The sequence below is a fragment of the Streptomyces sp. NPDC050636 genome (assembly GCF_040654775.1).
Classification (GTDB): domain Bacteria; phylum Actinomycetota; class Actinomycetes; order Streptomycetales; family Streptomycetaceae; genus Streptomyces.
Genome location: NZ_JBFAIP010000136.1, coordinates 1 through 13,770 on the forward strand (window position 1 = coordinate 1; position 13,770 = coordinate 13,770).

9 protein-coding genes, 3 tRNA genes and 1 pseudogene are annotated in these 13,770 nt (G+C 72.5%); 4 read left to right on the forward strand and 9 right to left on the reverse strand.

What is annotated here, in order from left to right:
• A pseudogene (locus tag AB0I10_RS37560) lies at positions 1–177 on the forward strand (glycosyltransferase family 2 protein); the annotation flags it as partial.
• Between the two features lie 142 nt (positions 178–319).
• Here the strand turns inward: AB0I10_RS37560 and AB0I10_RS37565 are convergent.
• The 3 genes from AB0I10_RS37565 to AB0I10_RS37575 all read right to left on the reverse strand — a co-directional run bounded on the left by AB0I10_RS37565 (position 320) and on the right by AB0I10_RS37575 (position 728).
• Positions 320–396, reverse strand: a tRNA-Ile gene (locus AB0I10_RS37565).
• Between the two features lie 181 nt (positions 397–577).
• Positions 578–650, reverse strand: a tRNA-Asn gene (locus AB0I10_RS37570).
• 5 nt (positions 651–655) lie between these two features.
• Positions 656–728 (reverse strand) — tRNA-Asn (locus tag AB0I10_RS37575).
• A 191-nt stretch (positions 729–919) separates the two neighbouring features.
• On the opposite strand from AB0I10_RS37575, the gene AB0I10_RS37580 reads away from it, so the two are divergent.
• Entirely contained in the window at positions 920–1,219 is a 300-nt protein-coding gene (locus AB0I10_RS37580; RefSeq protein ID WP_363157240.1) for a YtxH domain-containing protein, read from the forward strand.
• Between the two features lie 111 nt (positions 1,220–1,330).
• Complete coding sequence (locus AB0I10_RS37585) at positions 1,331–2,812, forward strand: FGGY family carbohydrate kinase (protein ID WP_363157241.1); 1,482 nt, start codon at positions 1,331–1,333, stop codon at positions 2,810–2,812.
• A gap of 29 nt (positions 2,813–2,841) precedes the next feature.
• On the opposite strand, the gene AB0I10_RS37590 is transcribed toward AB0I10_RS37585, so the two are convergent.
• From AB0I10_RS37590 to AB0I10_RS37615, 6 genes are all read right to left on the reverse strand, one after another.
• On the reverse strand, positions 2,842–4,113 hold the full coding sequence (locus tag AB0I10_RS37590) for a sigma-70 family RNA polymerase sigma factor (RefSeq protein WP_363157242.1): 1,272 nt from the start codon (positions 4,111–4,113) through the stop codon (positions 2,842–2,844).
• Between the two features lie 131 nt (positions 4,114–4,244).
• The gene (gene dnaG, locus AB0I10_RS37595; RefSeq protein WP_363157243.1) at positions 4,245–6,182 is read right to left on the reverse strand and encodes a DNA primase; all 1,938 of its coding nucleotides are present in this window, start codon (positions 6,180–6,182) and stop codon (positions 4,245–4,247) included.
• A gap of 123 nt (positions 6,183–6,305) precedes the next feature.
• Positions 6,306–7,355 carry a pyridoxal-phosphate dependent enzyme gene (locus tag AB0I10_RS37600; RefSeq protein WP_363157244.1) on the reverse strand — a complete coding sequence of 350 codons (1,050 nt, stop codon included), beginning with the start codon at positions 7,353–7,355 and terminating at the stop codon, positions 6,306–6,308.
• Between the two features lie 9 nt (positions 7,356–7,364).
• Positions 7,365–8,627: an FAD-dependent oxidoreductase gene (locus AB0I10_RS37605; RefSeq protein WP_363157245.1), complete on the reverse strand. Its 1,263-nt coding sequence runs from the start codon at positions 8,625–8,627 to the stop codon at positions 7,365–7,367.
• 187 nt (positions 8,628–8,814) lie between these two features.
• Complete coding sequence (locus tag AB0I10_RS37610; protein ID WP_363157246.1) at positions 8,815–10,206, reverse strand: deoxyguanosinetriphosphate triphosphohydrolase; 1,392 nt, start codon at positions 10,204–10,206, stop codon at positions 8,815–8,817.
• A complete protein-coding gene (locus tag AB0I10_RS37615; RefSeq protein WP_363157247.1) occupies positions 10,203–11,315 on the reverse strand; it encodes a CbiX/SirB N-terminal domain-containing protein in 1,113 nt (370 codons plus the stop codon). The genes AB0I10_RS37610 and AB0I10_RS37615 overlap by 4 nt, the downstream gene beginning before the upstream one ends.
• A gap of 161 nt (positions 11,316–11,476) precedes the next feature.
• Here AB0I10_RS37615 and AB0I10_RS37620 point away from each other — a divergent pair, with 161 nt between their 5' ends.
• Entirely contained in the window at positions 11,477–13,585 is a 2,109-nt protein-coding gene (locus AB0I10_RS37620) for a molybdopterin oxidoreductase family protein (protein ID WP_363157248.1), read from the forward strand.
• Positions 13,586–13,770: the final 185 nt, after the last annotated feature.

Below are 13,770 nucleotides of genomic sequence, written 5' to 3' on the forward strand. Positions count from 1 at the left end.
CTCTACCTCGGAACCTGGGCACTGCTCACAGCCGCCCGGAACCGGTCCGCAGCAGGACTGCGGGCCTGGGCAGGCGGCTTCGCCGAAGGAGTCCGGACCCCCTGCGGACGACGCAAGCCCATGCGCTGGCGCACGGTCTGGCGAATGACGAGACTCGGACGTCCACCGATCATCTAGAGCCGATCCGTCCCGGTCGGTCGATCCGTCCCGGTCAGCCGATCGATCTTGGTCTGAGACCGGAAGAAGGGCCGCCATGGTGTCCATGGCGGCCCTTGATCGTTCTCCCGCCTGGTCAGATCGTTTCTGCGCTACCAGGCTGTGGTGGGGCAGGTGGGACTCGAACCCACGGCCGACGGATTATGAGTCCGCTGCTCTAACCGGCTGAGCTACTGCCCCCTCCACGGCGCGCCGCGCACATTTGTGCGCGCCGTCTGCCGCAGCATAGCCGCTCATACGATCTGTTGCCCGTGAGGACCGTCGTCGCGCGACGATGCACGTCCAAGAGGACTTGGATCACCGGGGGTTCGGTTCCACGGCACAAGAAAAAGGACCCCTTCCGGGGTCCTCGTTCCTTCTGCTCCCCCGACTGGACTCGAACCAGTAACCCTCCGGTTAACAGCCGAATGCTCTGCCAATTGAGCTACAGGGGATTGAGCTCCCCCGACTGGACTCGAACCAGTAACCTGCCGGTTAACAGCCGGCTGCTCTGCCAATTGAGCTACAGGGGATTGCTCTGTGTGCCTCGAATGCATCGCTGTCCGGTCTTCCGGACGGCGTGCGCTCGCTGCGACACATACATTAGCGCAAGCAGGGGGGTGCTCCGCCAATCGGTATCGCCTCAGGTCACGTCAGGTGATCTCCGGCCCCGGAGGGTAGGCGCACGGCACCGAGCGAGACCGACGAGAGGGAAGGTGGAGCCATGCGCTACCGGCTCACGTTCATCGCGGGACTGGCCATCGGCTACGTGCTCGGCACGCGGGCCGGCCGGGAGCGGTATGAGCAGCTGCGCAAGAGCGCCCAGCGGGTCGCGCAGAACCCCACGGTCCGCAACAGCGTCGAGTCCGTCTCGCTGAGCGGGCGCGAGGCCGCGACGAAGGCGTTCGGGGCGGTTTCGGCCAAGGTCGGCGACCGGCTGCCGCACTCCGTCGGCGACCGGGTCCGCTCGCTGCGGGAGCAGCGCGCCAACAATGAGGACGACTGGGGCACCAGCAATACCTGAGCCCGCCCGGCCGGTCCGCGCCCGATCGGCCCGCCCGAGTCCGACGACGCGCCGTCTCCGGGCAAACCCTGACTCTCTCCTTATGCGTCTCATGGGGCATCATCTGGGGCCATGGGGAAAGTCGCCGGGTTGGACAGTTCGTCCGAGAGCACACGAATCGTCGTCTGCGATGCGGACACGGGTGCCGTCATCAGGCAGGGGTACGCGCCGCACCCCGTCGAGAAGGGGCCGGAGGCCGATCCACAGGCGTGGCTGATGTCGCTCGGCGAGGCTGCCGGCGGCGGGCTGCTCGAAGGGGTGCAGGCGATCGGCGTCTCGGCGCAGCAGCACGGTCTGGTGCCGCTGGACGCCGACGGCAATCTCGTACGGCCCGCGCTGCTCGGCAATGACAAGCGGGGGCAGAGCGCGGCCGCGGATCTGATCGACTCGCTGGGCGGACGGACCGCGTGGGCGCAGGCCGTCGGTGCGGTGCCGCAGGCGGCGCACCTGGTGACGAAGCTGCGCTGGCTGGCGCGTACCGAGCCGGCGAACGCGGCCCGGATCGCGGAGGTCATGCAGCCGCACGACTGGCTGGCGTGGCAGCTGCTGGGGCGGCCCGCGCGGCGTACGACGGACCGGGGCGGCGCCTCGGCGACCGGGTTCTGGTCGGCGGCGACCGAGTCGTACCGGCCGGATCTGGTGGAGCTGGCGCTGGGCCATCAGGTGCGACTTCCGGAGGTGCTGGGGCCCTCGGGGACGGCCGGCTTCACCCCCGAGGGGCTGCTGATCTCCGCCGGTACGGGCGAGACGATGGCGGCCGCCTTCGGGCTGGGCGTCGGGGAGGGCGACGCCGTGGTGTCGCTGGGTGCCTCGGGGTCCGTCTTCGGGATCCATCACGAGGCGCTGGCCGACCCGACGGGCACCATCACCTCGTTCGCGGACGCGACGGGCCGGCATCTGCCGGTGGTGCACACGAGCAATGCGGTGCGGGTGCTGCGCGGTACGGCCGAGATGCTCGGGACGGATCTGGAGGGGCTGTCCGCGCTGGCGCTGAAGTCGTCGCCCGGCGCGTACGGGATGGTGCTGCTGCCGTATCTGGAGGGCGAGCGGACGCCGCATCTGCCGCACACCGCCGGGTCGTTGCACGGTATGCGGCGGGAGAGCATGAAGCCGGAGCATCTGGCGCGGGCGGCCGTGGAAGGCATGCTCTGCGGGCTCGCGGACGCGCTGGATGTGCTGCGCGGGCGCGGTGTGGCGGTGCGCCGGGTGTTCCTGCTGGGCGCGGCCGCGGAGCTGGGCGCGGTGCAGACGGCGGCGCCGGGGCTGTTCGGGGTGCAGGTCGTGGTGCCGCAACCCGCGGAGTACGCGGCGCTGGGCGCGGCACGGCAGGCCGCCTGGGCGCTGGGCGTCGCGCACGGCACGCTCACCCCGGCCGCCGGCGCGGACGCCGGGCCGGGCGGCGGATCCGCGTGGGTCGATCCGCCCCAGTGGCCGGCGGCCGCGAGCCAGATCTTCGAGCCGGGCGAGGAACTGCCGGTCGGGCAGGCCGTGCGCCAGCAGTATGTGACGGTGCGCGACGAGGCCTACCCGGGGGCGTTCCAGCGGGAGGCGTGACGGGCCGGGGCGCGGGCCCCGTCCCTGGCTCAGTCCAGATAACCCCGGAGCTGGTCGGCGAAGGCGTGATCGCGGAGCTTGTTGAGGGTCTTGGACTCGATCTGGCGAATGCGTTCGCGGGTGACGCCGAAGATGCGGCCGATCTCTTCGAGGGTGCGGGGGCGGCCGTCGGCCAGGCCGTAGCGGAGCTGGACGACCTTGCGTTCCCGCTCGCCGAGGGTGGACAGCACCGCGTCGAGGTGTTCGCGGAGCAGCAGGAACGCGGCGGATTCGGCGGGTGAGGCGGCGTCGCCGTCCTCGATGAGATCGCCGAGCGCGACGTCTTCCTCCTCACCCACGGGTGCGTGCAGGGAGACCGGCTCCTGGGCGAGCCGCAGCACCTCGCTGACGCGTTCCTCGGTGAGGTCGAGATGGGTGGCGACTTCCTGGGGGGTCGGTTCGTAGCCCCGCTCCTGGAGCATCCGGCGCTGGACGCGGACCACGCGGTTGATCAGCTCGACGACGTGGACCGGGACGCGGATGGTCCTGGCCTGGTCGGCGAGGGCGCGGGACATCGCCTGGCGGATCCACCAGGTGGCATAGGTGGAGAACTTGTAGCCGCGGGCGTAGTCGAATTTCTCGACGGCGCGGATCAGTCCGAGGTTTCCCTCCTGGACGAGGTCGAGCATGGTCAGACCGCGTCCGACATAGCGCTTGGCGACGGAGACGACCAGACGCAGGTTGGCTTCGATGAGACGGCGCTTGGCCATCCGGCCGAGGACCACCAACTTGTCGAGATCAACGGCGAGTTGGGAGGCGAGGTCGGGGGTGCTGGTGAGCTTTTCCTCGGCGAAGAGACCGGCCTCGACACGGCGGGCGAGCTCGACTTCCTCGGCGGCTGACAGCAGCGGGATCCGGCCGATCTCGCGGAGATACTGGCGGAAGAGATCGGAGGACGGGCCGCCCGTTTCGGGGCGGGCCGGCGTCTGGAGGGTGATCTCCTCGGTGAGCGTCTCGACGGCGGGCGGTTCGGCCTGCTGCGGCACGGTGACCGACTGCGCGACGGGCTCCGGCGGGACGGCACGGGCCGTGGCATGGTCGCGGATGGCGGGCTCGGGCGAGGCCGTCTCTGGGAGGGCCGGCGCGTCGGGGAGGGTCTGGGTCTGCACGGGGGCGACCTCCAGGGTGATCGCAGCTGAGGCGGCAGAAAGGTCGGGAACGGCTGCGGCCGAGCCGCTGTCCGTCCCGTACGTCACGAGCGGTTCCGCGGGGGATGCACGGTCGGTACGACCGGACCCGCCGCGCTCCGAGGACTCAGGCACCGCTCCTCAGTGTGGGGTACGACACACTCCCGCCACGAGGGGCGTGCGACCACTTTTTGAGTCCGGTCCGTGACCGGGCGGCTACGGCGGGGTGCGGGGAGGGGTGGTGCGCCCCATTCCCCTCGGGCGCTCTAAAGCGCCGCGTAGCCGCGTTCGCGCAGGGACTGGCCGTACTGCTGGAGCACCCAGAGTTCGTTCTGGACGGCGGCGAGGTGCTCGGGGTCGGCGCTGGGGCCGAGGCGCTGGAGGGTGCCGCGGATTTCGGATACCCGCTGGTTGACGGCGGCGAGGCGGACCGCGACCAACTGGACGCCGGCGTAGGCCTCGTCGGGCTCACGGCGGATGTGCAGCGGCTCGACGGTGAGCTCGGTGACCATGGCGCGGACGGTGTCGTCGGGGGCGGCGTCGCGGACCCGGGCGACGTATCCGCTGTCGGTGGCGCCGGCGGTGGTGCCGCCGGCGTCCTCGATGCACTGGCGGACGGTGGCGTAGGGCGGGGCGGTGAACTCGTCCGCACCGTAGGCGTCGAAGGCCGGGGAGACCAGGTCGGGGCGCTGGAGGGCGAGCTTGAGGAGTTCCCGCTCGACGCGGTGGGCGGGGCTGCGGAGGTTGAGGGCGGGTCCCCCATGTCGTGGCTGCCCGGGCGCGGGGCGCTCCTGGACGGCGGCGGTGGCCGGGCCGCGGCGCTGCTGACGGCCCTGGGCAGAGCCGTCGGCAGCGCCGCCGTCGCGGCCGCGCTCGCGGGCCCAGCGGGCGAGCTGGGAGACGCGCTTGACCACGAACTGGGTGTCCAGGATGCCGAGCATGCCGGCCAGCTGGACGGCGGATTCGTGCTGGATGGAGCTGTTCTTGATGTGGGCGACGATGGGCGCCGCCTCGTCCAGGGCGGCGGCGCGGCCGACGGTGGTGTCGAGGTTGTGCTGGGAGACGACATGGCGCAGCGCGAACTCGAAGAGCGGGGTGCGGGCCTCGACGAGTCCGGCGACGGCCTCGTCGCCTTTGGCGAGCCGCAGGTCGCAGGGGTCCATCCCGCCGGGAGTGATCGCGATGGAGGTCTCGGCGGCGAACTTCTGGTCGTCCTCGAAGGCGCGCAGGGCGGCCTTCTGGCCGGCCGCGTCGCCGTCGAAGGTGAAGACGACCTCGGAGCGGGCGTTGTCCATCAGGAGCCGGCGGAGGATCTTGATGTGGCCCTCGCCGAAGGCCGTGCCGCAGGTGGCGATGGCGGTGGTGACGCCGGCCAGATGGCAGGCCATGACGTCCGTATAGCCCTCGACGACCACGGCGCGGCTGGTCTTGGCGATCTCCTTCTTGGCCAGGTCGATGCCGTACAGGACCTGGGACTTGCGGTAGATGGGGGTCTCGGGGGTGTTGAGGTACTTGGGGCCGTTGTCGTCGTCGCGGAGCTTGCGGGCGCCGAAGCCGACGACCTCGCCGGAGATATCGCGGATCGGCCACATCAGGCGGCCGCGGAAGCGGTCGATGGGGCCGCGGCGGCCGTCCTGGGAGAGGCCGGAGAGGATCAGTTCCTTGTCGCTGAAGCCGCGGCCGCGCAGGAAGCGGGTGAGGTGGTCCCAGCCGGCCGGGCTGTAGCCGACGCCGAAGTGCTGGGCGGCGCTCTGCTCGAACCCGCGCCCGGCGAGGAACTTGCGGGCGATCTCGGCCTCGGGGCCGTCCAGCTGCTCGACGTAGAACTGCGCGGCGGCCTTGTGGGCCTCCACCAGGCGGGTGCGCTCGCCCTGCTGGCGGCCGGGGGTGTAGCCGCCCTCCTCGTAGCGCAGGGTGATGCCGGCCTGGGAGGCGAGCCGCTCGATGGTCTCGGCGAAGGAGAGGTGGTCGATCTTCATGATGAAGTCGACGGTGTCGCCGCCCTCCTGGCAGCCGAAGCAGTGGTACAGCCCCTTGGCGGTGCTCACATGGAACGACGGGGACTTCTCGTCGTGGAAGGGGCACAGGCCCTTGAGGTTGCCGCCGCCGGCGTTGCGGAGCTGGAGGTATTCGGACACGACGGCGTCGATCGGGACCGCGTCCCGAACCGCCTTCACGTCGTCATCGTTGATCCGTCCTGCCACGCGTGAATTCTACGGCCGGGGTCGGACAGTCCCGGCCGCGCGTACGCCCGCGGCTCCCCTCACGCCCGAATCCACCCCCGCCCGCTCCCCCGGAGGGGGCGAGGCGACGCCCGGCGTCGGCGGTCAGCCCAGCAGTTCCAGGAAGCGGTCCAGGCCGATGTTGCCGCCGGAGATGATCACGCCGATGCGGGGCGGGCGGGGGGACCGCCCAGGCCGTCCAGGCACGGGGGAAGGGTCGACGCGCCCGGCCAGGAGGGCGGCCAGCGCGCTGGCGCCGCTCGGTTCGGTGACGATCTTCAGTCGTTCGAAGGCCAGCTTCATCGCGGCGCGGATTTCGTCGTCGCTGACCAGGACGACGGAGTCGAGGAGCTTGCGGTTGATGGCGAAGGTCAGCTCGCCGGGCGATTCGACGGCCTGGCCGTCCGCGATGGTGCGCGGGACGGGGATGGTCACCCGGTGGCCGGCGGCCAGCGACCGCAAGGTGTCATCGCCCGCCTCCGGCTCCACACCGATCATGCGGATGCCGGGGACCAGAGCGGTGGCGGCGGTGGCCGAGCCCGCCATCAGGCCCCCGCCGCCGACCGCCGCCAGCAGCGCGTCGAGCGGGCCGGTCTCCTCGATCAGCTCCAGGGCGGCGGTGCCCTGCCCGGCGATGATGTGCGGGTGGTCGTAGGGCGGGATCAGGGCCAGGCCACGCTCCTCCGCGAGCTGCCGGCCGATGGCGGTGCGGTCGCCGGTGTAGCGGTCGTACGAGACGATCTCGGCGCCGTATCCGGCGGTGGCGTCGATCTTGGACTGCGGGGAGTCCTCGGGCATCACGATGACGGCGCGGCTGCCCAGCTCCCGGGCGGCCAGCGCGACCCCCTGGGCGTGGTTGCCGGAGGAGTACGCGACGACACCACGGGCCAGCTGCTCCGGTGACAGCCGCGAGAGGGCGTTGTAGGCGCCGCGGAATTTGAACGCCCCGATGCGCTGGAAGTTCTCGCACTTGAGGAAGATCTCGGCGCCGACCAGCGCGTCGAGGGTGCGGGAGCGCAGCACGGGCGTGCGGTGTGCCACGCCCGCCAGCCGCCGGGCGGCGTCCCGGACGTCGTCGAGAGTGACGGCCGGGACGCTCGTGGCACCGCCGACGGGATTGTTGGGGCTGGCGGGACCGTTGGGGCGCTGGGTCATGCAGTCACGCTACGGGAGCAGCGACTCCAGCGGTACCTCCGGATCGGCCAGGGCGTCGGCGTCCAACTGCCGCCCGGAGCGGATGAGTTGCTGGACGGTCCCGGCGACGTCCCAGACGTTGACGTTCATGCCCGCGAGCAGCCGGCCCTCGCTGAGCCAGAAGGCGATGAACTCCCGCTTGCCGACGTCGCCGCGGCAGACGACCTGGTCGTAGGCGCCGGGCGGGGCGTAGCCGGAGTACTCCATGCCGACGTCGTACTGGTCGGAGAAGAAGTACGGGACGCGGTCGTAGCTGACCTGCTGGCCGAGCATGGCGCGGGCGGCGGCCGGGCCGCCGTTGAGGGCGTTGGCCCAGTGCTCGACGCGCAGACGGGTGTCCAGGTACGGCTGGTCGGCGGCGGCCACGTCACCGGCGGCGTAGATGTGCGGGTCGGAGGTGCGCAGCGAGGCGTCCACCGCGATGCCGCCGCCGTCGAAGCGGTCGACCAGGGCCAGGCCCGCCTGTTCGGCGAGGGCGGTGCGCGGGGCGGCGCCGATCGCGGCGAGCACGTCGTGGGCGAGGTGTTCCTCTCCGTCGTCGGTGCGCACCGCGAGCACCATGCCGTCCTGCCCGACGATCTCGGTGAAGCGGGCGCCGAAGTGGAAGCGGACGCCGTGTTCGCGGTGCAGGTCGGTGAAGAGTCCGCCCAGTTCGGGGCCCAGGACATGGTGCAGCGGCGTCGGCGCGGCCTCGATGACGGTCACCTCGGCGCCGTACGAGCGGGCGGCGGCGGCGACTTCGAGGCCGATCCAGCCGGCGCCGGCGATGACGAGATGACCGTTGTCGCGGCCGAGGGCGGACAGCACACCGCGCAGCCGTTCGGCGTGCGCGAGGCGGCGCAGATGGTGGACACCGGCCAGGCCGGTGCCGGGGATGTCCAGGCGGCGCGGCTCGGCGCCGGTGGCCAGCAGCAGCTTGTCGTAGACGATGAGGGTGCCGTCGCCGAGGCGTACGGTCTTCGCCGCGGGGTCCAGGTGGACGGCGGGCTGGCCTAGGTGCAGCTCGATCTGCGCCTTGGCGTACCAGGCGGGTTCGTGGACGAAGACGCTGTCCCGCTCCTCCTTGCCGAGCAGGTACCCCTTGGACAACGGGGGGCGCTCGTACGGGTGGTCGCGCTCGTCACAGATGAGGATCACCCGGCCGGTGAAGCCTTCCGAGCGGAGCGTCTCGGCGGCCTTCGCCCCGGCCAGGCCACCCCCGACGATGACGAACGTCTGGTGTGCGTCGACCACTTGCTTCCTCCTCGTTGCGGTGCCGTACGTCCGCTTCCGCGTCCGTGAACGCCCCCGGTTGGTCCCCCGGTCGGTGCCCCCGTGTGTCATGCCCCCGTTGTTGCCCTTGTCGTTCCCCGTTCGAAACAATCCCGTTCGAGCGTCCCGCACAGAGGGTGATGGGGGAAGGGGGTCTTCCCCTCCAGGGTCACCCTCGGTTGCCCCGCGCGTGACCAGAGTGCCGGGTGAGACGGGCGTGCAAGGAGCGGGCCGATACGTCCGTGAGAGCCGCGATCTGGTCGATGACGGCTCGCATACGGGCGGTGTCGTCGGCGGCCGCGTCGAACAGCGAACGGAACTGCGGATCAAGGCCGTCGGGGGCGCGCGCGAGCAACGCCTCGGCCAGTTCGGCGATCACCACACGCTGGTCGGCGCGCAGCGCTTCCTGGTCGGGCCGCTGCATGACGTACCGGTCGGCGACGGCTTTCAAAACGGCGCATTCCAGCCGTGTTTCGGCCGGAACCATCAGCTGCGCCCGGTAGCGGGTGAGCCGGCCGGCCCCGTAGGCGGCCCGGGTCGCGGCCTCGGCGGCCAGACAGAAACGGCCGATCAGCTGGCTGGTGGCGTCCTTGAGGCGGGCCTGGGCGAGCGCGGATCCGTCGTAGCCGTGCGGCCACCACTCCTGCTCCAGGAGGCGGTCCAGCGCCTCGGCCAGCTCCTCGGGGCCCGCGCCCGGCGCATAGCGCTCACCGGCGACCGCGAAGATCTCGGCGCGCTCGGCGTCGGCGAGCAGCAGGTTGGGGTCGAGGTGTCCGGCGTGCAGCCCGTCCTCGACGTCGTGCACCGAGTACGCCACATCGTCGGACCAGTCCATGACCTGCGCCTCGAAGCTCCGCGCCGCGGCGGGCGCGCCCTCGCGGAACCAGTAGAAGACCGGCAGGTCGTCCTCGTACACGCCGAACTTCGGGGACGCGGGGTCGGTGGGGTGCGCGCCGCGCGGCCACGGGTATTTGGTGGCGGCGTCGAGGGCGGCGCGGGTCAGGTTCAGACCGACGCTGACGGTCCGGCCGTCCGGGGCCGGAATGAACCGTTTCGGCTCCAGGCGGGCCAGCAACCGCAGCGACTGGGCGTTGCCCTCGAAGCCACCGCAGGGCGCGGCGACCTGATTGAGCGTCTGCTCGCCGTTGTGCCCGAAGGGCGGGTGGCCGAGATCGTGCGCCAGGCAGGCGGTCTCGACGAGGTCCGGGTCGCAGCCGAGGGCGGCGCCGAGCTCGCGGCCGACCTGGGCGCACTCCAGGGAGTGGGTCAGGCGGGTGCGCGGGCTGGCGTCCCAGGCGTGGGTGAGCGTGCCGGGGGTGACGACCTGGGTCTTGCCGGCGAGGCGGCGCAGTGCGGCGGAGTGCAGGACCCGGGCCCGGTCGCGCTGGAAGGCGGTGCGCCCTGGGCGTTTGTCGGGCTCGGGGACCCAGCGCTCGGCGTCGGCGGTGGTGTAGCCGGCGGTGTCGGGGGCGCGGGTGTCGGCCAAGGGGGTGGCTGTGGCGTGGGGGCGCGCGCCGGAGCCGCCCGTTTCCTGGCCGGTGTTCGGTGGTGTGCCCGTCATACAGCGACGGTAGCCGCCCTGGTGCCGTCCGGGTCGGATGCGGTACGCGCAAAGAGCACCTGGTCGTAGCGGTGCAGTACGAGACGGGCCAGTGCGGGGTGGTCGCCGAGGGGCGCGGCGGCGATTCCGGGGGCGTCGGCCGCGCACTGGGAGGCGAACCGTCCGGGGGCGGTGAAGCAGGAGGCGACGGCGATCCGGTCGTGGCCGCGGGCGGTCAGGATGCGGACGGCGTCGGCGACGGTCGGGGTGGCCGCGGAGGCGAATGCGGGCAGTACGGGGATGCCGCCGAGGCGGGCCGAGAGCAGCTGCGCGGTGCGCGCGATGTCGTCGGCGGAGCGCGCCGCCCGGGAGCCGGCGGCGGCCAGCACCACCGCGGTGCGGCCGATGCCGGAGCGGGACCGGGAGCCGGTGGCCGCTGCGTACTCGGCGGGCGTTCGGGGCTCGTCGCCGAACCCGGCGTCGTCGCCGAACCCGGCCTCCAGGAGGCGGCCGTGCAGTGCCTCCACCAGGAGGGTGTGCGGGCCGAGCGGCGTGGCTGTCCGGCCGGTCAGGTGGGGCGCGGCGGCGAGCGCGGCGGGCAGGTCGTGGGTGACGTGGTAGCCGCGGCCGAAAAGCAGCGGTACGAGGATGGCCTCGCCGCGCAGCCCGGCGAGGGTGTCGGCGAGCAGCGGCTGGTTGAGCTCGATGTGGCCGAGCCGTACGGGCAGGTCGGGGCGGAACGCGCGGATCCGGTCGAGCAGTGCGCTGACGGTGTGCACGGCGCGCGGATCGCGGCTGCCGTGCGCGACGGCGACCAGCGTGGGGAGGGGGCGCGGCCCGTCCGTCGTACGGGACTCCTGGGCGCGGTGCCTTACGGAGGCGGCCGGGCGGGCGCCGTGACAAGGCGCGGCCGGGCGGCGGAAGCCGTACAGCCTGACCTTGCTGAGCTGAGTGCTCAGCTGGGCGGTGATCTCGGTGGCGAGGTCCGCCGTCCCCAGGGGCTCGGCGGCGGAGGCGCGGGCGCCACGGCCCCCGCAGTCGTCACTGTGGTCGCGCGGGGCCAGGTCATCGCTCGGGGCGAGGTCGATCGGGGCGGCCGGGGCGGGCTGGTGCGATATCGACTCCGTCATGGCGTGAGCCTGGCAGCCGGACGTTGCCGTTCCGTTTCCCCGCGGGGAAATCCATGTGCCGTCCGGCCTCCGCCGGCCGCCGGCCCGGTGGGAGGTACCTGGTGCGCGCCGGAAACAGACGTGTTCCGTGCGTGTAACACGCCCGTACCACGCTGTCGGATATGAACGCCGCGACAGTCGACACCCACTGCCCCTACTGCGCTCTCCAATGTGGCATGGGTTTGCGGCCTGCGGGGCCGGGGGTGCAGGTCGTCGAGCGGACCGCGTTCCCGGTGAACCGGGGCGCGCTGTGCGGCAAGGGCCGTACCGCCCCCGAGCTGCTGGCCCCCGGGGCGCGGCTGGCGACTCCCCTGGTGCGCGATGCCGCCACCGGGGCTCTGGAGCCGGCCACCTGGGACGTGGCCCTGGACCGGGTCGCGGACGGCCTGCGGAGCACCGGAGCGGCATACGGCCGGGACGCCGTCGGCGTCTTCGGCGGAGGCGGGCTGACCAACGAGAAGGCGTACACCCTCGGCAAATTCGCCCGGGTCGCGCTCGGCACCTCGCAGATCGACTACAACGGCCGCTTCTGTATGTCTTCGGCTGCGGCGGCGCACGGCCGGGCGTTCGGCCTGGACCGAGGGCTGCCGTTCCCGCTGGCCGATGTGGCCAGGACCGGCTGCGTCATCCTGGTCGGCTCCAACCTGGCCGAGACCATGCCGCCCGCGCTGCGCTACCTCACGGAGCTGCGGGAGAACGGCGGCAAGCTGATCGTCGTCGACCCGCGCCGCACCCGCACCGCCGAGCAGGCGGATCTGCATCTCGCGCCCCGCCCCGGCACGGATCTGGCGCTGGCGCTCGGACTGCTGCACCTGGTGGTGGCGCAGGGCCGTACGGACGAGGACTTCATCGCGGCGCGGACCAGCGGCTGGGAGGAGGCGCGGGCCGCGGCGATGGCGCACTGGCCGGAAATGGTCGAACGCATCACGGGCGTTCCGGTCCCCCAACTCCGCGAAGCGGTAGGGCTGTTCTGTGACGCGGAGTCCTCGATGGTGCTGACGGCGCGCGGGCCGGAACAGCAGGCGAAGGGCACCGACACCGTAGGCGCATGGATCAACCTGTGCCTGGCGACCGGCCGGGCGGGCCGGGAACTGTCCGGCTACGGCTGTCTGACCGGCCAGGGCAACGGCCAGGGCGGTCGCGAACACGGCCAGAAGGCCGACCAGCTGCCCGGCTACCGCAAGCTCGACGATCCGGCGGCGCGCCGGCATGTGGCGGAGGTGTGGGACGTCGACCCGGACTCGCTGCCGGGGCCCGGCCGCAGCGCGTACGAGCTGCTGGAAGCGCTGGGCGGCGATATCCGCGCGCTGCTGCTGATGGGCTCCAACCCGGTCGTGTCGGCGCCGCGGGCCGCCCATGTGGAGGAGCGCATCCGGTCGTTGGACTTCCTGGCCGTGGCCGATGTGGTGCTGTCGGAGACGGCCGCCCTTGCGGATGTGGTGCTGCCGGTCGCCCAGTGGGCGGAGGAGACCGGGACCACGACCAACCTGGAGGGCCGGGTGCTGCTGCGGCGCCGCGCGCTGGACCCGCCGCCCGGTGTCCGTACGGACCTGGAGGTGCTCAGCGGGCTCGCGGCGCGCCTGGGCCGGGAGAAGGGCTTCCCGACCGCGCCGGAGGAGGTCTTCGACGAGCTGCGCCGGGCGTCGGCGGGCGGGCCCGCGGACTACTCGGGCATCACGTACCGGCGGATCGCCGAGGAGGACGGGGTGTTCTGGCCGTGTCCGGAGGGTCCTGAGGGGGCCCCGGAGGGGGGCGCCCCCGCGGTTCACCCCGGCACGCCGCGCCTCTTCCTGGACCGTTTCGCGACGCCCGACGGCCGGGCCCGGTTCGTACCGGTCACGCACCGGCCGGCGGCCGAGGAGACGGACGACGCGTACCCGGTGGTACTGACGACAGGCCGGGTGCTGGCCCAGTACCAGTCGGGTGCGCAGACCCGCCGGGTCGCCGAGCTGAACGCCGCCGAGCCGGGCCCGTTCGTACAGCTCCATCCGCGGTTGGCGGAGCAGCTGGGCGTCGCGGACGGGGAGCCGGTCGCGGTGGTCTCCCGGCGGGGCCGCGCGGTCGCCCCGGCCCGGGTGAGCGGCGCGATCCGCCCGGACACGGTCTTCATGCCGTTCCACTGGCCGGGCGAGGGACGGGCCAACACCCTGACCAACCCGGCGCTGGACCCGACGTCCCGGATGCCGGAGTTCAAGGTGTGCGCGGTACGGGTCGAGCGGGTGGGGCCGTAGGGGCGGCGGCCGGCCGGGACAGCGCCCCTCAGGGCCGGTCGGGTGGTTCAAGGCCTAGAGCCTTTCCGACCCTGACCCATCGGACAGGCCCTAGTTGTATTGACCTGGAGCGTTGTTCACACGGCTGATGGGTGGCTTGCCGTCCAGTGCGGTGTGGCAGCGGTGGTGGTTGTAGGTGTGGAGGA

Coding starts and splice junctions, on each gene's coding strand:
- AB0I10_RS37580 (WP_363157240.1), top strand. CDS start 920: ATGCGCTACCGGCTCACGTTCATCGCGGGACTGGCCATCGGCTACGTG.
- AB0I10_RS37585 (WP_363157241.1), top strand. CDS start 1,331: ATGGGGAAAGTCGCCGGGTTGGACAGTTCGTCCGAGAGCACACGAATC.
- AB0I10_RS37600 (WP_363157244.1), bottom strand. CDS start 7,355: ATGACCCAGCGCCCCAACGGTCCCGCCAGCCCCAACAATCCCGTCGGC.
- AB0I10_RS37610 (WP_363157246.1), bottom strand. CDS start 10,206: ATGACGGGCACACCACCGAACACCGGCCAGGAAACGGGCGGCTCCGGC.
- AB0I10_RS37615 (WP_363157247.1), bottom strand. CDS start 11,315: ATGACGGAGTCGATATCGCACCAGCCCGCCCCGGCCGCCCCGATCGAC.
- AB0I10_RS37620 (WP_363157248.1), top strand. CDS start 11,477: ATGAACGCCGCGACAGTCGACACCCACTGCCCCTACTGCGCTCTCCAA.